We start from the raw sequence: 23,234 nt of genomic DNA, 5'->3' as shown, positions 1-23,234 counted from the left end.
GCCGGTCCAACGGTCGGGGACGGATCGAGCTAGGGTATTCGTCCATGGTCTGGTGGGTAGTGGCCGCGCTCGTGGCACTGGGCGTGGTTCTGCTGGTACTGGTGGTGTTACCGGTGCTACGGCGGCTCGCGGGACTGAGGCGCGCTATGGTGAAAGTTCGACAACGCGCCGTTGACGCCCAGAAACTTCGCGGTGCGACTGACGCGCTCCAGGCCCGATTAGTCGAGGTCAGCGCACGTGCGGAGGCGACTCGGCAGCGAGCCGCCGCGATCGGAGGGTCCGCGCCGGAAGGCAAGGACTGATCCGAACCGCCCGGCTAAGGCTTTTCGGCCGGGAAGACCGTAGGATGGGCACGTCAATTTCAAGACAGTGTGAGGTGGCTTCACATGGGTGCGCTCAGGCCGTGGCACATCGCCATTCTGGTGGTCGTGCTGGTTCTGCTGTTCGGCGCCAAGCGCCTGCCCGACGCGGCACGTTCGCTGGGTCGTTCGATGCGGATCCTGAAGGCTGAGACCAAGGGTCTCGCCGAGGACGACGTGGCCGCGAAGGCCGAGGCCCAGTCGGGCCGCCAGCCGCTGGACAGCCAGCCCTCGCCGACGCCGGTGGTCGACCCGGTCGAGCGCGTCCGCGAGAACTGACCCTTCCGAGGAGGAGCTTCCCCGTGGCTCTCCCGGTACGTCGGCGGCGCAAGACGCAGTTCCAGCGCGCCGCTGACGGTTCGATGACGCTGCTGGACCACCTGCGCGAGCTGCGCAGCCGCCTGTTCAAGGCGGCGCTCGGCATCGTCGCCGGCATGGTCGTGGGCTGGTTCTTCTCCAAGCCGGTCCTGGACCTGCTGGAAAAGCCCTACTGCGACGCCACCGCCCCGCCGGGCAAGACCTGCGGTGAATTCCTGGCGATCGACCCCACTGGCCCGCTGGCCCTGCAGGTCAAGGTCGCACTGATCATCGGCCTGATCATCGGAGCGCCGATCTGGCTCTACCAGCTGTGGGCGTTCATCGCGCCGGGCCTGCACCGCAACGAGCGGCGCTGGGCCTACGCGTTCGTCATCCTGGCCGCGCCGCTGTTCGCGTTGGGTGCCTGGCTGGCCTACATCATGCTGCCCAGGGCGCTGGACTTCCTGCTGAACTTCGGCGGCTCCCACGTCTCGTTCACGTTCGAGCTGTCGAAGTACATCGGCTTCGTCACGAACCTGGTGCTGCTGTTCGGTGTCGCGTTCGAGTTCCCGCTCATCGTGATGCTGTTCAACATCGCCGGGATCGCCCCGGCGAAGCGGCTGCTCGGCTGGTGGCGCCCGGCGATCCTGATCTTCTTCGCGTTCTCCGCGATCGCGATCCCGACCGGCGACCCGTTCACGATGACGGTGCTCGCGCTCGGCCTGACCGCCCTGTATTTCGGCGCGGTGCTGTTCGCGTACATCAACGACAAGCGGCGCGGCCGCCTGCACCGGGCCGAGTTCGGCGACGTCGGCGACGACGAGATCTCCCCGCTGAACTACGACACCGGTGACCCGGTCGAGGCGGGCGAACCGATCACGGCGATCGAGCCGGTGGCTCCGGCCCGTCCGCTGGACCGCCACTACGACGACGACGCGACCTGATCGCGGTGAGACCCAGTAGCGACCCCGGGCCGGTCGCGGTACTGCTGAACCCGACCGCTGGCCGGGGGCGGCACCGCGACGCGCTGCCCGGTGTCCTGGAGCAGCTGCGGTCCACCGGCCGGGAGGTCACCGTCCTCCCGGCCACCTCGGCCGACGAGGCGCTGGCCGCGTGCCGCACCGCCGTCGCGTCCGGCGCCGGCGCGCTGGTCGCCGCCGGCGGTGACGGCACCATCCACCTGGGGCTGCAGGCGGTCGCCGGGACCGGGGTGCCGTTTGGCGCGATACCGGCCGGCACCGGCAACGACTTCGTGGTCGAGCTGGGCCTGCCGGGGGAGCCGCTGCCCGCCGCGGCGGCGATCGCCCGGGCGCTGCGGGAGGAGAGCATCCGCAAGGTCGACCTCGCCCGGATGACCGACGCCGAGGGCAACGTGCGCTGGTTCGGTGCGGTGCTGGCCGCCGGTTTCGACGCGATCGTCAACGAGCGCGCCAACCGGATGCGGTTCCCCAAGGGGCCCCGGCGGTACGACGTGGCGATCGTGGCGGAGCTGCTGCGGCTGCGCCCCCGGCCGTACACGCTGGTCCTCGACGGCGTGGAACACCACCTCGACGCGGTACTGGTCGCGGTCGGCAACACCGCCTGCTACGGCGGCGGGATGCGGATCGTCCCGGCCGCCGACCCGACCGACGGGCTGCTCGACGTGGTGGTGGGCGGTCGTCTGAGCCGGGTCGCGTTCGCCCGTATCAAGCCGCACGTGTACCGGGGCACCCACGTCGGGCACCCGTTGGTCACCACGTACCGGGCCGCCACCGTGGAGCTGCGTGCCGAGGGCATCGTGTCCTACGTCGACGGGGAGCGCAGCTTCCCGCTGCCGGTGACGGTCACCAGCGCGCCCGGCGCCCTGACACTGCTGGCCTGACCGCCCGATCGACGCCTGACCGCCCGATCGCCGAGCCGGTGCGCCGGCTCGGGCACGGCGCGGGCCGTACCAGGCTCAGACCAGACTCGCGCCGGGGCCGACCAGCGCCGGGCTCAGGCCAGGCCGGTCAGGCTCAGCACGGCACCCAGGCCGTTGGCCGCACCCGCCTCGCCGGTCGGCACCACGTACGCCCGGCAGCCGGCCCGGATCGCCGCCGCGTCGGCGGCGGTGTCGCCGACCATGAGGGCCTTCTCCGGCGGTACCCCCAGGGCGGCGCACGCGTACTCGAAGATCGCCCGGTCCGGCTTGCACCGCCCGACCTCGTAGGACAGCACGTACGCGTCCAACAGGTCGCCGAAGCCGTGCGCGGTGACGATCGGCCGGATGTCGAAACCGATGTTGCTCACCACGGCGACGGGCACTCCGGCCCCGTGCAGCGCCCTGAGCGTGTCGACGGTGTCCGAGTACGCCAACCACCCCTCCGGTACCAGCACGCGGTCGTACAGGGCGTCGTAGAAGTCGTCGGCCAGCTCGTCCACGCCCGGGTCCACGGTCCGGGCCAGCCCGGTGTACGCCTCCCGGTGCGCGTACCCGGACAGGTCCCGCTCGGCCCACACCTCGGCGAGGTGTGGCGGCACCCGGTGGGGCAGCGGGCCGCCGGCACGCCCGGCGGTGACCAGCCGGTCGGCCAGTACCGTGGCGCGCATCCGGTCCAGTTCGGTACCGCAGGCGGCCGCGGCCGCGACGACCCAGCTCACCGAGTCCTCGACCTGCATCAGGGTGCCGTGGAAGTCGAAGAGGATGGCGGACGGTGGTTCGGCGCCGGGCGGGATCCGGGTCAAATGATCACGGTCGGCGGGCGATTCTTCGTGATCGGGCACGTCGAGCACCATACCGATGGGCCGAACGGCCACCGCAGGGTGACCGACCAGCGGAGCCGAACATCCGGAAGGGGGGCATCTGCCCCATTCATGGCGTCACGACCATCGCACCCACGCCTCGTCCCTCGCCGGCCCGGGTGAACGGTAGCCTTTGAGATATGACCAGCCCCGCCGAGCGGTACGCCGCGGCCCGCCGGCGGGCCGCCGAGACGTCGCGCAGCCCCGCGCTCGCCGACTTCGCCGCAAGCCTCAGCTTCAGCCTGGACCCCTTCCAGCGGGACGCGTGCGAGGCGCTGGAACGGGGCAGCGGGGTGCTGGTGTGCGCGCCGACCGGGGCGGGCAAGACGGTGGTCGGCGAGTTCGCCGTGCACCTGGCTCTGGTCCAGGGCCGCAAGTGCTTCTACACCACGCCGATCAAGGCGCTGTCCAACCAGAAGTACCACGACCTGGTGGCCCGGCACGGGGCGGCGAAGGTCGGCCTGCTCACCGGCGACAACGCGATCAACGGCGACGCTCCGGTGGTGGTGATGACCACCGAGGTGCTGCGCAACATGCTCTACGCCGGCTCGTCCGCCCTGAACGGCCTGTCGTACGTGGTGATGGACGAGGTGCACTACCTCGCCGACCGGTTCCGGGGCGCGGTCTGGGAAGAGGTGATCATCCACCTGCCCCCGTCGGTGACCCTGGTCTCGCTGTCGGCCACCGTGTCCAACGCGGAGGAGTTCGCCGACTGGCTGGTCACCGTGCGCGGCCAGACCGAGGCGGTGGTCAGCGAGCACCGGCCGGTACCGCTGTGGCAGCACATGCTCGTCGGGCGGCGGATGTTCGACCTGTTCCACGACGTCGAGGCGGCGCAGAAGCACGACGTGCACCCCGAGCTGTTGCGGCACACCCGGGAGATGGTCCGCCGGATGGACTTCGACCCGGGGCGCGGCCGGGCGGGGCGCCGCCGGTGGCCGGGACCGCTGCGCGCGGACGTGGTGGAGCGGCTCGATCGCGAGGCACTGCTGCCGGCGATCCTGTTCATCTTCAGCCGGGCCGGCTGCGACGCGGCGGTGCAGCAGTGCCTGCAGGCCGGGCTGCGGCTGACGACGCCGGACGAACGGGCGGAGATCCGGGCGGTCGCCGAGGCGCGCACCGTCGACATCAGCTCCGAGGACCTTCAGGTGCTCGGGTACTGGGAGTGGCTCGACGGCCTGGAGCGCGGCCTCGCCGCGCACCACGCGGGGATGCTGCCGGCGTTCAAGGAGATCGTCGAGGAACTGTTCGTCCGCGGCCTGGTCAAGGCGGTGTTCGCCACCGAGACGCTGGCCCTGGGCATCAACATGCCGGCCCGGTGCGTGGTGCTGGAACGGCTGGTGAAGTTCAACGGCGAGGCGCACGTGGACCTGACGCCGGGGGAGTACACGCAGCTGACCGGCCGGGCCGGGCGCCGGGGCATCGACATCGAGGGGCACGCCGTGGTGGTGTGGGCACCCGAGGTCGATCCGCGGCACGTCGCCGGGCTGGCGTCGACGCGTACCTACCCGTTGCGGTCCAGCTTCCGGCCGTCGTACAACATGGCGGTCAACCTGGTCGGGACGCTCGGCGGTGACCGCGCCCGCGAGCTCCTGGAGTCGTCGTTCGCGCAGTTCCAGGCGGACCGGTCCGTGGTCGGCCTGGCCCGCCAGGTGCAGCGGAACACCGAGACCGCGCAGGCGTACGCCGCCGAGATGGAGTGCGACCGCGGGGACTTCGCGGAGTACTTCGACATCCGGGTGGCCATCGGCGACCGGGAGCGGGCGCAGGCCCGGCAGAACGCCAACCAGCGGCGGGCGGCCGCGATCACGTCGCTGGAGAAGCTACGTGTCGGTGACGTCATCCGGGTGCCGTCCGGGCGGCGGGCCGGGCTCGCGGTGATTCTCGATCCGGGCAGCGGCGGGTTCAACGAGCCGCGCCCGCTGGTGCTCACCGAGGACCGGTGGGCCGGGCGCATCTCGGCCGGGGAGTTCGCCGGGCCGGTGGAGGCGCTGGCCCGGGTACGGGTACCGAAGCACTTCAACCACCGTTCACCCGCCGAGCGGCGTGACCTGGCGGCGGCGCTGCGCGCGGTCGGCGTCGATGCCCGGGTGGCCCGGCGCAGCGCCCGGCGGGGCGGCGGCGAGGACCGTGAGCTGGAGCGGCTGCGCCACCAGCTGCGCGCCCACCCGTGCCACGCCTGCCCGGACCGGGAGGAGCACGCCCGCTGGGCGGAGCGCAAGCACCGGCTCGACCGGGACACCCAGTCGCTGCGGGACAAGGTGGCGGGCCGCACCGGTTCGCTGACCCGCACCTTCGACCAGGTCTGCGCGCTGCTGGAGCGGCGCGGCTACCTGGCCTCGACGGACGGGAAGCTCGGTGTGACGGATGCCGGCCGCACGCTGGCCCGGGTCTGGACCGAGGCGGACCTGCTGGTGGCGGAGTGCCTTCGCCGCGGGGTGTGGGAGGAGCTGTCCGCGGCGGAGTTGGCGGCGGCGGTCTCCGTGCTGCTGTACGAGGCCCGGCGCGAGGGCGACGAGCGGGCGTCGGTACCGCGTGGGCCGGTCGGCGACGCGGTCGAGCGCACGGTCGAGATCTGGTCGGAGCTGGAGACCGACGAGGCGGCCCACGGGCTGGAGCTGACCCGGGAGCCGGACTTCGGCTTCGTCTGGCCGATCTACCGGTGGGCCCGGGGCGAGCCGCTGTCCAAGGTGCTCGGGAGCGTGCACACCCTGGACGGGGACATGCCGGCCGGCGACTTCGTGCGCTGGGCCCGGCAGGTGGTGGACCTGCTGGGCCAGCTGTCCGACGCGGCCGGGGTGTCCACCCGGGTACGCCGCAGCGCCCGTGAGGCGATCGTGGCGGTGAACCGCGGCGTGCTCGCGTACGCGACGGTGGGCGCCGCCGTTCCGGCCGCCGACATCTGACGCGTCGCGCCGGCCGGGCACGTCGGGGCCGGCTCCCGGGCGCCCGGCGTGTCCGCCCGCGCCCGGCGTGTCCGCCCGCCCCGTCCGCCCGGCGCGTCCACGAGGTGTGTCCGCCTGGCCTGTCCGCCAGGGGCCCGTCCGGAGGATCCGGCTACTCGGAGGTCGCCTGCCCCGGCGTCTCGGCGATCGCGTCGACCAGCCGGCGGATCGGGCCGGCGAGGTTCCACCGCTGCGCCAGCTCCATCAACCCGTCCGGGTCGACCGGCGCGCCGGGCAGCGTGGTGTCGATGCCGGGCACCGCGGCGTCGCGGGCCACCTCGACGACCTTGGGCGCCACCGCCAGGTAGTCGGCCGCCGCGGAGAGCTTCGTCCGCAGCCCCGCCGCGAAGCCGGCCGCCGGGTCGTCCAACGCGGCCAGGACGGCGGCCAGGCTGCCGTACCGGTCGATCAGCCGTGCCGCGGTCTTCTCGCCGACGCCGGGTACCCCGGGCAGCCCGTCGCTGGGGTCGCCGCGCAGGGCGGCGAAGTCCGCGTACCCGGCGGCCGGCACCCCGTAGCGCCGCCGTACCGCCTCGTCGTCGAACACCTCCAGCTTGGCCACGCCCCGGCCGCAGTACAGCAGCCGGACCGGCACCTCGTCGTCGACCAACTGGAACAGGTCACGGTCGCCGGAGGCCACCTCGACCGGCCCGGGTTCCCGGCTGGCGAGCGTCCCCACCACGTCGTCAGCCTCGTACCCGGGCACACCCACCGCCGGGATGCCCAGCGCGGCCAGTACGTCGAGGATCACCGGCACCTGCCCGACCAGGCCGTCGGGCACCTCCTCGCCGCCGGACGGGGACAGCCGGTGCGCCTTGTACGACGGGATCAGCTCGACCCGCCAGGCCGGGCGCCAGCTCTCATCCAGCGCGCACACCATCCGGTCCGGCCGGCGGGTGCGCACCAGGGTGGCGAGCATGTCCAGGAACCCGCGGACGGCGTTGACCGGGCTTCCGTCCGGCGCGCGGGCGGCGGACTCCGGCACGCCGAAGTAGGCGCGGAAGTACAGGCTGGCGGCGTCGATGAGCAGCAGTGGACGGGACACGCGGTACAGCGTAGGCCCTGTGACCGGACCGGTCTCCCGCCGGCGCCCAAACGAGCGTTAAGCTATCTGCGCGGAACGGCGTCGTCTCCAGCAGGTGGGTGGCGGCGTCGGCTCGTCCGATCTGAATCCCACGGAGTTGATACAGCTGTGAGCGCCGAGCTTTCGGGCCGGCGGTCGGACACGGGGCGGCCGGCTGGCAGGGTACCCCGGGTGCTTCCGACCGAGGAGGCCCACGACCTGCTGGAACTGGTACGACAGATCGCCGATCGGGAACTGGCGCCTCGCGTCGCCGACTTCGAGGCCCGCGGCGAGTTCCCCCGTGAACTGCTGCGCGTCCTGGGCCGGGCCGGCCTGCTCGGCCTGCCGTACCCGACCGAGCACGGCGGGGGCGGCCAGCCGTACGAGGTCTACCTCCAGGTCCTGGAGGAATTGGCCACCCGGTGGCTCGCGGTGGCCGAAGGGGTCAGCGTGCACACGCTGGCCTGCTACCCGGTCGCCACTCACGGCACCGACGAGCAGCGCAAGCGGCTGCTGCCCGACATGCTGGGCGGCGAGCTGCTCGGCGCGTACTGCCTGTCCGAGCCGTCGGGCGGTTCCGACCCGGCCTCGATGAGCACCCGGGCGCGCCGCGACGGCGACGGGTACCTGATCAACGGAACCAAGTCGTGGATCACGCACGCCGGGCATGCCGACTTCTACAACGTCTTCTGCCGTACCGGCGAGGCGGGCCCCCACGGCATTTCCTGCCTGCTCGCCCACGCCGGCACGCCGGGGCTGGCGCCCCAGGCGCGGGAGCGCACCATGGGCCTGCGCTCCTCGCCGGTCGCCCAGGTCGTCTTCGACGACGCCCGGGTTCCAGCCGACCGGCTGATGGGGGACGAGGGCACCGGCTTCCGGATCGCCATGCAGGCGCTGGACGCCGGCCGGCTGGGCATCGCCGCGTGCGCGGTCGGCCTGGCCCAGGCGGCGCTGGACTACGCGACCGACTACGCCCGCGAGCGGGAGCAGTTCGGCCGGCGCATCGTCGACTTCCAGGGGCTGGGCTTCCTGCTCGCCGACATGGCGACGGCGGTGTCCGCGGCCCGCGCGCTGGTGCTGTCGGCCGCCCGGCTCAAGGACGCCGGCCTGCCGTACCGGGTGGAGGCGGCCAAGGCGAAGCTGTTCGCCACGGACGCGGCGATGCGCGTGACCACCGACGCGGTCCAGGTGCTCGGCGGGTACGGGTACGTGGCCGACCATCCGGTCGAGCGGTACATGCGCGAGGCGAAGGTGCTCCAGATCGTGGAGGGCACCAACCAGATCCAGCGACTGGTGATCTCCCGGGACCTGGCCACCGGCTGACCGTGGACCGGGCCCGGGCGGTCGGGGTCGGGTGGGGATTAGCCGGGCGGCGATCGGGATCGGGCGGCGGTCAGGACTGCGTCATGCCGGTGGCGAGAGCCTTGGCCAGGGTCACCGCCCGGGTCGCGGTCAGCGCGGTGGCGGTCAGCGCCACCTGATCCGGGGGCAGCTCCCCGTTGTTGCTGGTGTGCGAGCCGCCGTACGGGTTGCCGCTGACGAACTGCCCCGGCTCGGTGTACCCGGGGGTGACCACGATGCCGCCCCAGTGGTACACGGTGTTGAACAGGGCCAGCAGGGTGGACTCCTGGCCGCCGTGCGCGGTCGCGGTCGAGCAGAACCCGGCGTACACCTTGTTGGCCAACTTGCCCTGTGCCCACAACGGCCCGGTCGTGTCGATGAACTGCTTGAGCTGTGCGGCCACGTTGCCGTACCGGGTCGGAGTGCCGAAGATGACGGCCTGCGCCCAGTCGAGGTCGTCCGGGGTGGCCTCGGGTACCTCCTGGGTGGCGAGCCGGTGGGCGGCCCAGCCCTCGTTGGACGAGACCGCCTCGTCCGGCGCCAGTTCACGGACCTTGCGCAGGCGCACCTCGGCGCCGGCCTTCTCGGCGGCGTCGGCGGCGGCCAACGCCATCTGGTAGGTGATTCCGGTGGCCGAGTAGTAGATGACCGATGCGTTGACCTTCATGGCGCGGTCAGGTACCCCCGGCCACCGGGCTCAAACGGCGGCAGGACTCGATGCGGCAGGACTCGATTGAGTGGCCGGACTCAAACGGTGGCCAGGCCGCCGCCGTCGGGCCGGGGTCCGACCCGCCCGGACGCCGCGTCGACCTCCGCGTCCTCGGCGGTCAGCGGGGTGGCCAGGTCCTCCAGGCTGCGCCGCTCCGCCTTGACGCCGATGGCCGCCTCGACGAGCCCGGCCGCCACCATGAGGACGGCGCCGATGATGAACGCCACGACCGTGTCGCCGACCTTGCCGGTACCCACCAGCTTGGCGAACAGCAGCGGGCCGGTGATGCCGCCGGCCGCGGTACCGATCGCGTAGAACACCGCGATGGCCAGCGCCCGGGTCTCCATCGGGAAGACCTCGCTCACCGTCAGGTACGCGGAGCTGGCCCCGGCCGAGGCGAAGAACAGCACGACGCACCAGCACAGGGTCAGGCCCAGCGCGCTGAGCGAGCCGGAGTGGAACAGCAACGCGGTGCCCAGCAGCAGCACGCCGGACAGCACGTACGTGCCGGAGATCATCGTTCGCCGCCCCACGGTGTCGAACAGCGGGCCGAGCAGCAGCGGGCCGAGCAGGTTGCCGACCGCGATCATCAGGTAGTACCAGCCGGTCGAACCGGAGGGGACCTTGAAGAACGTCTCCAGGATCTGGGCGAAGCCGAAGGTGATCGCGTTGTAGAGGAACGCCTGTCCGATGAACAGCGCCAGCCCCAGGACCGAGCGCCGGGGGTAGCTGGCGAACAGGGTACGGGCGATGGTCCACAGCCCGATGGACCGGCGCTCGCGGATCGTGATGTACCGGTCCGGCGCGTCGAGCTGCTTTCCGGTCTCCCGTTCCACCTTCTGCTCGATGTCGGCGACCAGGTCCTCGGCCTCCTGGTGGCGTCCGTGGATGAACAGCCAGCGCGGGCTCTCCGGCACGTTGCGCCGGACCAGCAGGATCACCAGGCCGAGCACCACGCCGAGCCCGAACGCGAGCCGCCAGCCGACATTGACCGGGAAGTCGTTCAGCACCGGGATGGTGACCACGGCACCGATCGCCGCGCCGAGCCAGAAGGTGCCGTTGATGGCCAGGTCGATGCGGCCGCGGTGGCGCGCCGGGATCAGCTCGTCGATGGCGGAGTTGATGGCCGCGTACTCGCCGCCGATGCCCAGGCCGGTCAGGAACCGGAACAGGAAGAACCACCACGAGTCGAAGGACAGCGCGGTCAACGCGGTGGCGGTCAGGTACACGCCCAGTGTGATCATGAACAGCTTCTTGCGGCCGAACCGGTCGGTCAACCACCCGAAGAACAGCGCGCCGACGCATGCACCGGCCACATAGGACGCGGCGCCGAAGCCGCTGACCTGACTCGCCGTGATGTGTATGCCGCTACCCGCCTTGGCCAGCTGGCCGGACAGGTTGCCGACGATGGTGACCTCGAGACCGTCGAGGATCCAGACGGTACCGAGGCCGATGATGATCAGCCAATGCCATCGGGCCCAGGGCAACCGATCCAGCCGGGCCGGCACGTTCGTCCTGATGGCGCCACCGCTCGTCGTACCCGAATCGTTGCTCACCGTATCGACCATGTCGCCCTCCCCACCTCACACACCGCACCTCTCGCACACCGCGGCCGTAGCCCGATTCCTGGCTTCCCGATGGCGCGAAACGGCAAACACCCCCCCGCGTCCCACCGGGGCGCCCGGCAGCCCGAGAGCGCAGCATGGCCGGGCGGCATGGCCGGGCGGCGGGGCCAACGGCGGCGGGGTGTCGGCGCGGCCGGGCCCGGGCGGGTAGGTTCTTCGCCGTGGAGGCGATCGACCGCGCGATTCTCACCGCCCTTTCCGAGGACGGCCGGCTGTCGTACACCGACCTGGCCGAACGGGTCGGGCTGTCGGTGTCCGCGGTGCACCAGCGGGTCCGCAGGCTCGAGCAGCGCGGTGTCATCAAGGGGTACGCCGCCCGGATCGACTACGAGGCCATCGGCCTGCCGCTGACCGCGTTCATCGCGATCCGGCCGATCGACCCGGCGGCGCCCGACGACGCCCCGGAGCGGCTGTCCGGCCTGCCGGAGATCGAGTCCTGCTACTCGGTCGCGGGGGAGGACTTCTACCTGCTCCTGGTGCGGGTGAAGAGCCCGGGTGACCTGGAACGCCTGTTGCAGGAGATCCGTACCGCGGTGAACGTCGCGACCCGTACCACCGTGGTGCTGTCCACGCCGTACGAGGGGCGGGCGGCGCCGGTCGGCCGCTGAGCCGGCGCGCGGGTGGGGCGGGTCAGGCGCCGGACACCGGCGCGTTCCAGCGGGCGAGCGCCGGCAGCCCGTGTTCGGAGCCGAGCACGGACAGGGTCGCGGTGTTCAGCAGCAGCCCGGCACCGTGCGCCGGGGCCAGCCCGATCCACCGGGCGCCGCACACCCGCAGCGAGTGGCCGTGGCCGACCAGGACCACGTCACCGTCGCCGGCCAGGTCCCTGGCGCGCGCCAGCGCCCGGTCGACGCGCGTGCCGACCTGCTCCGGCGACTCCCCGTCCGGGCAGCCGTGCCGCCACAGGCTCCAGTCCGGCCGGTCGGCGTGGATCTGCTTCGAGGTGATCCCCTCGTAGGCGCCGTAGTTCCACTCGACCAGGTCGTCGTCGGTACCGGTGATCCGCAGTCCGGCCAGCTCGGCGGTGCGCCTGGTCCGTTGCAGCGGGCTGCACAGCACGGCGGCGATCCGCCGGCCGGCGAGCGCCGGCCGCAGCGCCTCGGCCTCCTGTTCGCCCTGCTCGGTCAGCGGGAGATCGGTGTACGACGTGTGCCGCCCGTTCGCGCTCCACTCGGTCTGGCCGTGCCGGATCAGAAGGATGTCGCCCACGCCGACCATTGTCGTTCATGGTCGGGGCGCGCCGGTCCCGGATGCCCCGCGAGCGGTCCGGGTCACCCGGTTGTTTGCTTTCTCTAGCCATTAAGCTAATGTAGTTAGCTCAATGCCCGACAGACCCGGCGCCGGAGCAACTCCGGCGTCTGACCAACTCGGGCGCCCGACCAGTTCAGCGTCTGACCAAGGAGTGACATGCCTCGGCGAGCCGGCCTGACCGCGCAGAAGGTGGTGGAGTTGGCGCTGTCCATCGTCGACTCCGCGGGCCTGGACGGATTGACCCTCGCCCGGGTCGCGGAGGCGGCGGGGGTGGCCACGCCGTCGCTGTACAAGCACGTCGCCGGCCTGCCGGACCTGCGGGAGAGGGTGGCCCGGGTCGTGCTGGCCGGCCTGACCGACCGGACCCGTGAGGCGGTGATCGGGGTGTCCGGCGACGACGCGATCCGGGCGCTGATGGATGCCTACCGGTCCTACCTGGTGGAGTTCCCGAACCGGGCGGGGTTTCTGATCTCGCCGCCGCCCACCGTCGATCCACGGGAGGACCTGCTGGCCGTGGTGCTGGCGGTGCTGCGGGGGTATCGGCTGGAGGGCTCGGAGGCGATCCACGCCGCCCGCATCCTGCGCTCCAGCGTGCACGGCTTCGCCTCGCTGGAGGCGGCCGGCGGATTCGGCTACCGGGAGGACCTGGACGAGAGCTTCCGCCGGCTGGCAGGGGTGATCGTGATGGGCCTTCGCGAGCGGGTGTAGCCGGACCGGCGGTCCAACCCGGCGCTCGGCCTAACCTCCGCTCGGCCCAACCTTCTGCCCGGTCCAACCCGGCGTTCTCGACCGGCGTTCTCAACCCCGTGTCGTCGACGCTATGCCGTCAACCTAGCGTCCTAGGATGTCATAGCGGGAGTGTGACCCGCCACAAGGGACGGTTGGCGAACGACCCCATCGGGCACCAGAGGACGTCCACGCGGCAAGGACATCCAGACGACAGGGAGGTCCGTGATGGGGTACGACGACAAGGCCAGGAACAAGGCCGAAGAGATGAAGGGCACGACCAAGGAGTGGGTCGGCGACAAGACCGACAACGAGTCGCTTCAGGCCGAGGGTGCCTCGGAAAAGGCGTCGGGCCGGATGAAGCAGGCCGGCGAGCACCTCAAGGACGCCGCGAAGGACGTCCTCGGGCGCTGACCCCCCACACACACCGTGGGGGCCCGGCCAGTTGGCCGGGCCCCCACGTGCTGGGAATGTGTCCGGGCGACCGCGACTGGTCCAGGTCGTGGCGCGCTGCCAGACGCGCCGAGCCAGTCCAGTCGACGACTGGTCTGGGTCGTGGCGCGGTGTCAGACGCGCCGAGCCAGACCAGTCGAAGCGATCAGTCGCCGTCGCGCTCCTGCTTGCGCCACCACCGCTGGCCCGACGCCGGCAGCGTGTCGATCGGGTCGTAGTACGGGTAGCGCCGGGTCAGCGCGTCCGGATCGTCGCGCTCGATGGACGTGCGGTAGTTCTTCGTCCAGTACGAGATGCCGTGCTCCCGGTCGTACTCGGTGACCATGTGGACCCAGCGCTTGCCGACGAACGGTACGTCGCACACGATCCGCGGGGTGGCGTATCCCGGCAGGTACCCCATGATGTCGTGCTGCAGTTCCTGGGCCTGCCAGACGGCGACCCGCCAGTGTTCCGAGCCCGGGATCATGTCGCACATGTAGAAGTAGTACGGCAGGATGCCGGCCTCGCCCTGCAGCGCGAAGCACAGGTCGAGCAGGTCCATCCCGGTCGCGTTGACGCCGCGCATCAGCACACCCTGGTTGCGCACGTCGCGGACGCCAACCTCGAGTGCGGTCTGAGCGGCGCGGGCGACCAGCGGGGTCAGCGAGTTGGCGTGGTTGACGTGGGTGTGGATGGCCAGGTTGACGCCACGCCGGGCGGCGGTGGCGGCTATCCGGCCGAGACCCTCGACGACGTCCGGTTGCAGCCAGTGCTGCGGCAGGCCCATCAGTGCCTTGGTGGCCAGGCGGATGTCGCGGACGGTCTCGATTTCCAGCAACCGGGCGAGGAACGACTCGAGGTGCCGCCACGGCACGTTGGCGACGTCGCCGCCGGAGACCACGACATCGCGGACCCCGGGATGGGTACGCAGATAGTTGATCATGCCGTCGTACCGGTCGGTGGGCTTGAGCGACAACCGGAGCTTGTCCACCGTCGGGGTGGAGTTGCCGACCAGGTCCATGCGGGTGCAGTGGCCGCAGTACTGCGGGCAGGTGGAGAGCAGTTCGGCGAGCACCTTGGTCGGGTACCGGTGGGTGAGCCCTTCGGCGACCCACATGTCGTGCTCGTGGAGTGAGTCGCGGCTGGCGTACGGGTGGCTCGGCCAGTCGGCACGCCGGTCGGACGCGACCGGGATCATGTAGCGGCGCACCGGGTCGGCGTAGAGCCGCTGGGTGTCCGGTACCGAGTGCGGCACCATCGTGTTGATCATCTGCGGTGGTACCAGCATGGACATGGTCGCGTTGGTGCGCTGGTCGGCTTCCAGATCGGCGTAGAAGCGGTCATCGATCAGGTCGCCGAACACGTCGTGCAGCGCGCGCACGGACTTGACGCAGTGCGCCCGTTGCCACTGCGCGGACTCCCACTGCTCACGGGTCACGTCGCGCCATCCGGGCAGCCGGGTCCAGTCGGGCTCGACGAGTTCCCGGCGGCGGTACTCGTACGGCTGATCGGCGGATGCTCTCGCGCGGTTGGGTGCGGAGCGTGACGGGTCGGTCGCGTTCTCGGGTTCGCGGATCAAAGTCATGACGCCTCCCTCGACGTGCGGCCGGCAGTGGTGGAAGATCTTCTGTAATCACATTAGAGTACCGGAAGTTCTTTCGTTTGTTTCGGGTGTGCAACAAAGTTTCGGAGACGGGAGTGGCTGGATGACGTCACCGATCGGCCTGCACCGGGTGATCGAGCCGGTGGGTGTGCTGCCGCAGGCGGCCGCCCGGCTGGACGCGAGTCCGGCCATCGGTCGCGACGAGGTGCGGATCGCGGTCGAGCGACTCAACCTGGACGCGGCGAGTTTCCGGCAGTTGGCCACGAAGCACGGCGGAGACGGTGACGCGGTGCGGGCCGAAGTGCTGAGCATCATCGCCAAGCGGGGCAAGATGCACAATCCGGTAACCGGCTCCGGTGGCATGCTCATCGGCACCGTCGAGGAGGTCGGTCCGGACTCACCGCTGGGACTGAAGCCGGGCGACCGGGTCGCGACGCTGGTGTCGCTGACGCTCACTCCGCTCGCGGTCACCGACGGGCTCGCGGGCTGGGACGGGCACGGCGAGCAGGTGCCGTGCTCCGGTCACGCGATCCTGTTCGGCCGGTCGATCGCCGCGGTGCTGCCCGACGACCTGGACGCCACGCTGGCTCTGGCGGTACTGGACGTGTGCGGCGCACCGGCGCTGACCGCGCGGGTGGTGGCCGGGTACCGCGACGGCGCACCGAACCGGAGTCCGGCCGTCGAGAGCCTTGGCGGTGACGGCCTTGGCGGCGGCCCGGTCCGGCAGAGCGCGCCCACGCGGGCCGGAGGCCCGAGCGTCGCGGTGATCGGCGGTGCGGGCAAGAGCGGGAGCCTGTCGCTTGCCGCCGCCCGGCTGGCCGGCGCTGCGCGGACGGTGGGCGTGGTGCCGGACGAGGGCGAGGCCCGGCGGCTGCGGGAGTCGGGGCTGGCGGACCGGGTCGCGGTGGCCGACGCGCGGAATCCGGTGGCGCTGTCCGCGGCGCTGGGCGAGCCGGTCGACGTCACCGTGGTCTGCGTCGACGTCCCGGGCTGCGAGCACGGGGCGATCCTGGTCACCGCGCCGGGCGGCACGGTGGTGTTCTTCAGCATGGCGACGTCGTTCGCCGCCGCGGCACTGGGTGCCGAGGGGCTGGCGGCCGACGTCACGATGCTGATCGGCAACGGGTACCTGCCGGGGCACGCCGAGTACGCGCTGGATCTGGTCCGTACCGTACCGGCGGTGCGCGACCTGTTCGCGGCCCGGCTGGGTACCGAAACCGGCACGCCGGCCGGGGGTGGCCGCGGCGCTTCGGGCACAGCGGCAGACTGATGGGCATGAGCAGCGATCACCTGCCGCCCGCGGGCGGCCCCGCCTCCTCCACCGACGACAGTTCGGCTCCCGGTGTCCTCTACCGCAACGGGCACGTGTACAGCCCCGGGGATCCCACGGCGGATGCCCTGCTGGTGCGCGGGGGCACCATCGCCTGGCTGGGCGAGACCGGCGACGCGCCGGCCGCCGACCGGGTGGTGGACCTGAACGGCGCCCTGGTCACCCCGGCGTTCGTGGACGCGCACATGCACACCACCAGTACTGGCGTGACGATGCTGGGCCTGGACCTCTCGGGTACCGGCTCGGCCGACGAGGTGCTGCGGCGGGTGGCTGACTTCGCGGCCGGGATGCCCGGCGACGCGGTGGTCATCGGGCACGGCTGGGACGAGTCGGGGTGGTCGGTGCGGCAGCCCCCGACCGCGGTCGAGCTGGACCGGGCGGTCGGCGGCCGGCGGGCGTACCTGTCTCAGGCCAGCGTGCACTCGGCGGTGGTGTCCACGCCGCTGCTGGTGCAGGCCGACCAGTCGCTGGCCGGCTGGAACGGCGAGGGCTGGTTGCGGCGCGACGCGCACCACGCGGTACGCGAGGTGGCGATGGGCTCGCTGACCGTCGCCCAGCGGCGTGAAGCTCAGTCGGTGGCGCTGCGCCACGCGGCGTCGCTGGGCATCGCGGCGGTACACGAGTGCGGCGGTCCGGGCACCTCCAGCGAGGACGACTTCACCAGCGTGCTCGCGTGCAGCGGCCAGGGGCTGCCCGAGGTGTACGGGTACTGGGGCGAGCTGGGCGCGGCGGCCAAGGCGCGGGAACTGGGCGCGGTCGGTGCCGGTGGCGACCTGTACGCGGACGGAGCGCTCGGCTCGCAGACGGCGCACCTGCGGGTGCCGTACCTGGACGCGGACACGTCGGGGCACGGGTACCTGAGCGCCGAGCAGGTCGCGCGGCACCTGGTGGACTGCACGCGGCTGGGCGTACAGGGCGGCTTCCACGCCATCGGCGACAAGGCGATCGCCACCGTGATGGCCGGGTTCGGGTTGGCCGCGGCGGAGGTCGGGATGGACGCGATCCGGGACGCACGGCACCGGATCGAGCACGTGGAGATCGTGGACAAGCAGCTGATCGCCGGCCTGGTGTCGTTCGGGGTGGTGGCGAGCATGCAGCCGGCGTTCGACCGCTTGTGGGGCGGCGAGCACGGGATGTACGCGCAGCGGCTGGGCGTGACCCGGTCGATGGGGGCGAACCCGATCGCGGCGCTGGCCGGGGTCGGGGTGACGCTGGCGTTCGGGTCGGACTCGCCGGTGACTCCGCTGGATCCGTGGGGCACCGTCCGGGCGGCGATGACCCACCACAACCCGGTGTACCGGGTGGGCATCCGGACCGCGTTCGCGGCGCACACCCGAGGCGGCTGGCGTGCGGTGTGCCGGGACGACGAGGGTGTGCTGGCGCCGGGTGCGCCGGCGACGTTCGCGGTGTGGGACGTGGAAGCGGTTGCCGATGGGCTGCCGGTGTTGCTGGGTGCGGGGGCGGAGGATCCGGTACCGGCGTTGCCGGTGTGCCGCCGCACGGTGCTGCGTGGTGAGGTGATCTTTGATAGCGAACAAGCTTGACCTGGATCGGGCCCGGGTACGCCAGGCACGACAGCTGGCCCGGCGGGCCGGGAAGCCGGTGGTGGACCTGGCGCGCAGCCACACCACGGTCGCGGTGGAGCGGGCGGTACTGCGGCTCGCCGGCGTGTCGGGCGCGGACCCGGACGGCATTCCCTGGGTGAACCGGCTGGTGGACGCGGTCGTGGCCGACGTCGGTCTGGGGTACGGGGTGGCGGTGCCGGCGTTCCACGCGCTGGCGGCGTCGGGTACGCACGACCTGACCCTGCTGGCCCAGAAGGCCGCGGCGGGCTCGGTGCGGTTCGAGGCGCCCGGTGGGTCGGCGGCGACCGCGGCACGCCGGGCGGCGCGCAAGGCGGTCGCGGCCGGGATCCGGCAGATCGACCGGCGCAGGGCGGAGCGGGAGCGGTTGGTCACCCGGTACGGCGATCCGCCGCGCCGGCCGTGGATCTACCTGATCGTGGCGACCGGCGACATCTACGAGGACATCCCGCAGGCCCAGGCGGCGGCCCGGGCAGGGGCGGACGTGATCGCGGTGATCCGGTCGACCGGGCAGTCGCTGCTGGACTACGTACCGGATGGCGCGACCCGGGAGGGGTTCGCCGGCACGTACGCGACGCAGGAGAACTTCCGGCTGATGCGCGCCGCGCTGGACGAGACGTCGCGGGAACTGCGCCGGTACGTGCGGCTGACGAATTACGCCTCCGGACTGTGCATGCCGGAGATCGCGACGCTGGCCGGGCTGGAGCGGCTGGACATGATGCTCAACGACTCGATGTACGGCATCCTGTTCCGCGACATCAACCCGGTACGGACGTTCGTCGACCAGCGGTTCTCCCGGCAGATCCACGCCCGGGCCGGGATCATCATCAACACCGGTGAGGACAACTACCTGACCACCGCCGACGCGGTCGACGAGGCGCACACGGTGACGGTGTCGCAGCTGCTCAACGAGTACTTCGCGAAGGAGGCGGGGCTCGAGGACTGGCAGCTGGGCCTGGGGCACGCGTTCGAGATCAATCCGGATCTGCCGGACTCGTTCCGGCTGGAGCTGGCGCACGCGCTGCTGGCCCGGGAGCTGTTCCCGAAGGCGCCGCTGAAGTGGATGCCGCCGACCAAGCACATGACCGGCGACGTGTTCCGCGGCAACCTGCTGGACGGGTTCTTCAACCTGGCCGGCACCATGACCGGGCAGAGCATCCTGCTGGTCGGGATGATGACCGAGGCGGTGGTCACGCCGTGGCTGTCCGACCGGGACACGGCGCTGGCCAACGTGCGGTACGTGCTGGGCGCCTGCGGCGGGCTGCACGAGGACTTCGTACCGGCGCCGGGCGGGTTCATCCAGCGCCGGGCGCACCAGGTGCTCGACGAGTCGGTGGAGCTGCTGCGCCGGATCGTCGACGACGGGCTGCTGGAGGCGATCGGGGCCGGCACGTTCGGCATCATGAAGCGCCCGGCGGACGGCGGTAAGGGCCTGGCGGGCGTGGCGAGGCACGAGCCGGACTACTACAACCCGGCGACGGAGATCCTGGAGGAACGATGAGCGAGCGCGAGCGAGCGCAGGGTTGCAGTGCCGCTGTGCCTCATGCGACCGGCGAGCGCGGCGAGGCGGTTGAATGAGCAGGATCGTTCGGCCGTACGGGGACACCACCGGCGACGGGATGGTGCAGCTGTCGTTCACGCTGCCGGTGGCCTCCGACCGGCGGGCGGAGGGTGCTGCGTTGCAGCTGGCCGCCAAGATGGGCATGGACCCGGCGATGGTGGTGCACTCGCGGCCGATCGGCGACGGGTACACGTTCTTCGTCGTGTACGGCCGGGTCAACCACCTCGTGGACGTGGACGCCGTACAGGTCGTGGAGCGGGACTTCCCGGTACTGGCGGCGAAGGAGGTCAACGCGCTGGTACGGCGGCGGCTGCGCCGCAAGCTGGTGGTCGTCGGCGCGTGCATCGGTACGGACGCGCACACCGTGGGCATCGACGCGATCCTGAACGTGAAGGGCATCGCGGGGGAGAAGGGCCTGGAGTCCTACCGGGAGTTCCGGGTCGTCAACATGGGCGCCCAGGTCGGTGTGCCGGACCTCGTGGAGCGGGCGGCGGCGGAGCGCGCCGACGCGGTGCTGGTGTCGCAGGTGGTGACGCAGCGGGACGCGCACATGCACAACACCCGGGAGATGTCGGCCGCGTTCCGGGAGGCTCTGCCGGCCGGCCGCCGGCCGCTGCTGGTGGTCGGCGGGCCGCGTTTCGACGAGCTGATGGCGGCCGAGCTGGGTGTCGACCGGATCTTCGGTCGTGGTACGACGCCCCGCGAGGTTGCCAGCTATCTGGTGCACGCCCTGGCGGGCGGAACGGTTCGGGAGAAGGTGGCAGCCGGATGAGCGAGGGAACTGTGGTGACCCACCGGCGGTACGTGCCGTACGGGCACGCGCACTACGCGGGTGGCCTGGTCGACGGCGCGTACGCGCTGGGCCTGTTCGGGGACGTGGCCACCGAGCTGTGCATCCGCACCGACGGCGACGAGGGGCTGTTCGCCGGGTACTCGCAGATCCGGTTCGTGGCCCCGGTACGGGCGGGCGACGTGGTGGAGGCGACCGGCCGGGTGGTCCGGGTCGGCAACCGCAGCCGGACGATCGAGTTCTCCTGTTCGGTGGTGTGCCGTGGCACGCCGGAGCGGCGGGAGTCGGCGGCCGAGGTGCTGGACCCGCCACTGCTGGCGGTCGAGGCGACCGGCATCGTCGTCGTACCGTGACGGTCGTCGCCGTGCTGCCGGCCGTGCCGCTGACCGTGTCGCCGGCGGCCGGGATCGGGCCGCGGTCGGTGGCCCGGTGAGCGGGCTGGTCGCCTGCGCGGACGTCGGGTCGACGTTCACGAAGGTCCTCGTCGTCGACCTGGCGACCGGTGAGCTGGCCGGCGCGGCGGCGCACCGCACGACGACCGGTACCGACGTGCTGGACGGCCTGGACGCGGCGGTCGCCGCCGCCGGCGGCACCGGGTACCCGCTGCGGGTGTGCTCCAGCGCCGGTGGCGGGCTGCGGTTGGCGGTGGTCGGGTACGAGCGGCTGGTGACCGCGACGGCTGGCGAGCGGGTCGGGCTGTCGGCCGGTGCCCGGGTGGTGCATGTGTGCGCCGGTGACCTGGACGCGGCCGGGATCGCCGAGCTGCGCGCGTCGCGGCCGGACGTGATCCTGCTGGTCGGTGGCACCGACGGCGGCGACGCGCAGGTGCTGCTGCACAACGCCGGGCGGCTGGCCCGGGCCCGGCTGCGGGTACCGGTCGTGGCGGCGGGCAACGCACATGCCAGCGACGAGGTGGTGGCGCTGCTGTCGGCGGGCGGGGTACCGGTGGTGGCCACCGGCAACGTCCTGCCCCGGATCGGGGTACTGGATCCCGGCCCGGCCCGGGCGGCGATCCGGGAGGTGTTCCTGCGCCACGTCATCGGCGGGAAGCGGCTGTCCCGGGGCCGCCGGTTCGGGTCGCTGGTGCGGGGCGCCACGCCGGAGGTCGTCCTGACCGGGGTGGAGTTGCTGGCCGACCGGCTCGGTGGTGACCTGGCGGTGGTCGACGTCGGCGGCGCGACCACGGACGTCTACTCCGTGCTGACCCCGGACGCGGATGTGGACAGCGGACCGCGGCGCGCGGTGGCCGGCACGCTGTGGCGCAGCCGGACCGTGGAGGGCGACCTCGGCATGCGCCACGGCGCCGCGGGCGTGGTCGAGGCGGCCGCCGCGCAGCGGCTGCTCGCGGACGGCGAAGCCGGCCCGCTGCACGAGGCCGCGGCGGCGCGAACGGCGGACCCGGGGCTGCTCGCCGCCGACGAGGCGGGGTGGGCGGTGGACGCCCGCATCGCTGAGCTGGCGACGACCGTCGCGCTGCGTCGGCACGCGCGGGGCGGACCGGGTGGAAGCGGCGGCCGGGACCTGCGGGACGTGCGGTTGGTGATCGGCTCGGGTGGCGTGCTGCGGCACGCGCCGCCGGGAATGGCGGCGCGGGTACTGGCGGCGGCGCTGTCGGATCACGCCGGGGGGTGGGCGCCGCCGCGGTCGGCGGAGGTTGTCGTCGACTCTGACGGGGTACTCGCGGTGGCCGGCCTGCTCGCCGGGGACCACCCGGATGCGGCGACCGCTCTGCTGCGTTCGCGGCTACCCGCCGTACGGCTCGCGTCGCTCTAGCGCTGCCCGCCCGTGAGGTGGCGATCGATCCAGGCGACGACGCGTGCCGCGGTGTCTTCCGGTGTTCCGCTGCTGGTATCGACTCGATCGGCGATGTTGTCACGGAGCCATCGGCCGAATTCGACTTGTTCGTCGATGTCGCGCTTTCGCCAGCGAGGGCGGGCGTTGATGCGGGCGCGCCGCAACTCGTCGGGGCAGTCGAGCGTGAGGAAATGGATGTCCGCGATCCAGCGCCTCCCGGGCAGCGTTTCGAGGTGGGCGGGGATGAGCGGGCCGAGCAGCACGGTGGGCATCCCGGACTGGGCGACGCCGTGGGCAACGGCCAGCCACGCGTCACGGAATGCGGGCCAGTTGATCGGCTGGTCGCCGCTGAGCGTGCCCACGGCGTCGAGGAGCCAGTCGACGTCGAAGGTTACGCAGCGACCGGCCAACCTGCGGGTGAGCGGATCGAGCACGGCAGTCTTCCCGGAGCAGGAAGCGCCGGTGACGATGAACAGCGGCCTGATCGCGGCGGCGCTGTCGACGCGACCGCACTCGGGGCAGACGGCGTGCCCGTCGCGGGGCTCCATGGCGACCTGGCTGTCGCAGGACTGGCAGCAGTGCATCCGGACAGCATGCCGCGCCCCGGATCCACGAACCTAACGATCTACGTAGCGCTACCGGGCCGGACACGCCCGCTGCGACACGCCGTGTCCTTGTGCCCGATACCTGGGTACCCGTTGACAGCCTCCGGGGGGCAGCGCGTACCGTCATCTGGTCCTACTTCGGGAAGCGACTGCGGCTTGTGTGGTCCCTTCATCCGCTGGTCGAGCGACGGCGAACCAGCCGCCGCGACGGCCAGGTCCAGCGGGTGGAGGTTGGCGGGGCGAGATGAGCCTGTCGTTGCATCGGTGGTACGGGCAGGGGGTTAAACGCGGCCAGTAGACAACGGCCAGGTGCGGGCGTCCAGTCCGTATCGGGTCGGTCCGAAGGTCGCGGGGGATCGCAGCTGCCACACCAGCCCGGGAGGGCCTGGGAGCGATCGGGGCGCGGCCGCTGGCCGCGCCCCGATTCCCGTTGGGGGCGCGTCCTGAAAGATGTGGCAGG

At 72.1% G+C, this 23,234-nt stretch carries 21 protein-coding genes; 14 read left to right on the top strand and 7 right to left on the bottom strand.

Features of this window, described 5'->3' with window-relative positions; all coding sequences use genetic code 11:
- Positions 1 to 386: 386 nt before the first annotated feature.
- The 3 genes from tatA to Raf01_RS10610 are packed head-to-tail and all read left to right on the top strand — an operon-like array spanning position 387 to position 2,517.
- Positions 387 to 638, top strand: a complete 252-nt coding sequence (gene tatA, locus Raf01_RS10620; protein ID WP_203917615.1) for a Sec-independent protein translocase subunit TatA — start codon at positions 387 to 389, stop codon at positions 636 to 638.
- A gap of 23 nt (positions 639 to 661) precedes the next feature.
- Positions 662 to 1,600, top strand: a complete 939-nt coding sequence (gene tatC, locus Raf01_RS10615; protein ID WP_203917614.1) for a twin-arginine translocase subunit TatC — start codon at positions 662 to 664, stop codon at positions 1,598 to 1,600.
- Complete coding sequence (locus Raf01_RS10610) at positions 1,597 to 2,517, top strand: diacylglycerol kinase family protein (protein WP_203917636.1); 921 nt, start codon at positions 1,597 to 1,599, stop codon at positions 2,515 to 2,517. Before tatC ends, Raf01_RS10610 begins: the two co-directional genes overlap by 4 nt.
- Positions 2,518 to 2,630: 113 nt before the next feature.
- Here the strand turns inward: Raf01_RS10610 and Raf01_RS10605 are convergent, their stop codons facing one another.
- Positions 2,631 to 3,398, bottom strand: a complete 768-nt coding sequence (locus Raf01_RS10605) for an HAD-IA family hydrolase (RefSeq protein WP_275412974.1) — start codon at positions 3,396 to 3,398, stop codon at positions 2,631 to 2,633.
- Between the two features lie 158 nt (positions 3,399 to 3,556).
- On the opposite strand from Raf01_RS10605, the gene Raf01_RS10600 reads away from it, so the two are divergent.
- The gene (locus Raf01_RS10600; RefSeq protein WP_203917613.1) at positions 3,557 to 6,322 is read left to right on the top strand and encodes a DEAD/DEAH box helicase; all 2,766 of its coding nucleotides are present in this window, start codon (positions 3,557 to 3,559) and stop codon (positions 6,320 to 6,322) included.
- Positions 6,323 to 6,473: 151 nt separating this feature from the next.
- On the opposite strand, the gene Raf01_RS10595 is transcribed toward Raf01_RS10600, so the two are convergent.
- On the bottom strand, positions 6,474 to 7,406 hold the full coding sequence (locus Raf01_RS10595) for a 5'-3' exonuclease (RefSeq protein WP_203917612.1): 933 nt from the start codon (positions 7,404 to 7,406) through the stop codon (positions 6,474 to 6,476).
- Positions 7,407 to 7,616: 210 nt separating this feature from the next.
- Here Raf01_RS10595 and Raf01_RS10590 point away from each other — a divergent pair, with 210 nt between their 5' ends.
- Positions 7,617 to 8,747 (top strand): acyl-CoA dehydrogenase family protein, encoded by a 1,131-nt coding sequence (locus Raf01_RS10590; protein ID WP_239133511.1) that lies wholly within the window; start codon positions 7,617 to 7,619, stop codon positions 8,745 to 8,747.
- Between the two features lie 70 nt (positions 8,748 to 8,817).
- On the opposite strand, the gene wrbA is transcribed toward Raf01_RS10590, so the two are convergent.
- Positions 8,818 to 9,432, bottom strand: coding sequence for an NAD(P)H:quinone oxidoreductase (gene wrbA, locus Raf01_RS10585; RefSeq protein ID WP_203917610.1), 615 nt, complete (start codon positions 9,430 to 9,432; stop codon positions 8,818 to 8,820).
- A gap of 80 nt (positions 9,433 to 9,512) precedes the next feature.
- Positions 9,513 to 11,042 carry an MFS transporter gene (locus Raf01_RS10580; protein WP_203917609.1) on the bottom strand — a complete coding sequence of 510 codons (1,530 nt, stop codon included), beginning with the start codon at positions 11,040 to 11,042 and terminating at the stop codon, positions 9,513 to 9,515.
- Between the two features lie 218 nt (positions 11,043 to 11,260).
- Between Raf01_RS10580 and Raf01_RS10575 the strand changes: the two genes are divergently transcribed.
- Positions 11,261 to 11,707 carry an Lrp/AsnC family transcriptional regulator gene (locus Raf01_RS10575; RefSeq protein ID WP_203917608.1) on the top strand — a complete coding sequence of 149 codons (447 nt, stop codon included), beginning with the start codon at positions 11,261 to 11,263 and terminating at the stop codon, positions 11,705 to 11,707.
- Between the two features lie 22 nt (positions 11,708 to 11,729).
- Here the strand turns inward: Raf01_RS10575 and Raf01_RS10570 are convergent, their stop codons facing one another.
- Positions 11,730 to 12,308, bottom strand: a complete 579-nt coding sequence (locus Raf01_RS10570) for a histidine phosphatase family protein (protein WP_203917607.1) — start codon at positions 12,306 to 12,308, stop codon at positions 11,730 to 11,732.
- A 198-nt stretch (positions 12,309 to 12,506) separates the two neighbouring features.
- Here Raf01_RS10570 and Raf01_RS10565 point away from each other — a divergent pair, with 198 nt between their 5' ends.
- Complete coding sequence (locus Raf01_RS10565) at positions 12,507 to 13,058, top strand: TetR/AcrR family transcriptional regulator (protein WP_203917606.1); 552 nt, start codon at positions 12,507 to 12,509, stop codon at positions 13,056 to 13,058.
- A gap of 246 nt (positions 13,059 to 13,304) precedes the next feature.
- Entirely contained in the window at positions 13,305 to 13,490 is a 186-nt protein-coding gene (locus Raf01_RS10560; protein WP_203917605.1) for a CsbD family protein, read from the top strand.
- Between the two features lie 184 nt (positions 13,491 to 13,674).
- Here Raf01_RS10560 and Raf01_RS10555 read toward each other — a convergent pair whose 3' ends face one another.
- Complete coding sequence (locus Raf01_RS10555; RefSeq protein WP_203917604.1) at positions 13,675 to 15,093, bottom strand: KamA family radical SAM protein; 1,419 nt, start codon at positions 15,091 to 15,093, stop codon at positions 13,675 to 13,677.
- 121 nt (positions 15,094 to 15,214) lie between these two features.
- On the opposite strand from Raf01_RS10555, the gene kdd reads away from it, so the two are divergent.
- From kdd to Raf01_RS10525, 6 genes are all read left to right on the top strand, one after another.
- Positions 15,215 to 16,381, top strand: a complete 1,167-nt coding sequence (gene kdd, locus Raf01_RS10550; protein ID WP_203917603.1) for an L-erythro-3,5-diaminohexanoate dehydrogenase — start codon at positions 15,215 to 15,217, stop codon at positions 16,379 to 16,381.
- Positions 16,382 to 16,386: 5 nt separating this feature from the next.
- Positions 16,387 to 17,985, top strand: a complete 1,599-nt coding sequence (locus Raf01_RS10545; RefSeq protein WP_203917602.1) for an amidohydrolase — start codon at positions 16,387 to 16,389, stop codon at positions 17,983 to 17,985.
- Positions 17,969 to 19,525, top strand: coding sequence for a lysine 5,6-aminomutase subunit alpha (gene kamD, locus Raf01_RS10540; protein ID WP_203917634.1), 1,557 nt, complete (start codon positions 17,969 to 17,971; stop codon positions 19,523 to 19,525). Before Raf01_RS10545 ends, kamD begins: the two co-directional genes overlap by 17 nt.
- 73 nt (positions 19,526 to 19,598) lie before the next feature.
- Positions 19,599 to 20,357 carry a lysine 5,6-aminomutase subunit beta gene (gene kamE / locus Raf01_RS10535; protein WP_203917601.1) on the top strand — a complete coding sequence of 253 codons (759 nt, stop codon included), beginning with the start codon at positions 19,599 to 19,601 and terminating at the stop codon, positions 20,355 to 20,357.
- Complete coding sequence (gene kal / locus Raf01_RS10530; RefSeq protein WP_203917600.1) at positions 20,354 to 20,728, top strand: 3-aminobutyryl-CoA ammonia lyase; 375 nt, start codon at positions 20,354 to 20,356, stop codon at positions 20,726 to 20,728. The genes kamE and kal overlap by 4 nt, the downstream gene beginning before the upstream one ends.
- Positions 20,729 to 20,804: 76 nt before the next feature.
- A complete protein-coding gene (locus tag Raf01_RS10525; protein WP_373319519.1) occupies positions 20,805 to 22,148 on the top strand; it encodes a glutamate mutase L in 1,344 nt (447 codons plus the stop codon).
- On the opposite strand, the gene Raf01_RS10520 is transcribed toward Raf01_RS10525, so the two are convergent.
- On the bottom strand, positions 22,145 to 22,717 hold the full coding sequence (locus Raf01_RS10520; protein WP_203917599.1) for a DEAD/DEAH box helicase family protein: 573 nt from the start codon (positions 22,715 to 22,717) through the stop codon (positions 22,145 to 22,147). The two genes, Raf01_RS10525 and Raf01_RS10520, sit on opposite strands and share 4 nt — an antisense overlap.
- Between the last annotated feature and the right edge of the window lie 517 nt (positions 22,718 to 23,234).

Origin of the sequence: Rugosimonospora africana (assembly GCF_016862975.1) — a bacterium.
Lineage (GTDB): Bacteria > Actinomycetota > Actinomycetes > Mycobacteriales > Micromonosporaceae > Rugosimonospora > Rugosimonospora africana.
This window is presented reverse-complemented; position numbering and strand designations above follow the sequence as displayed.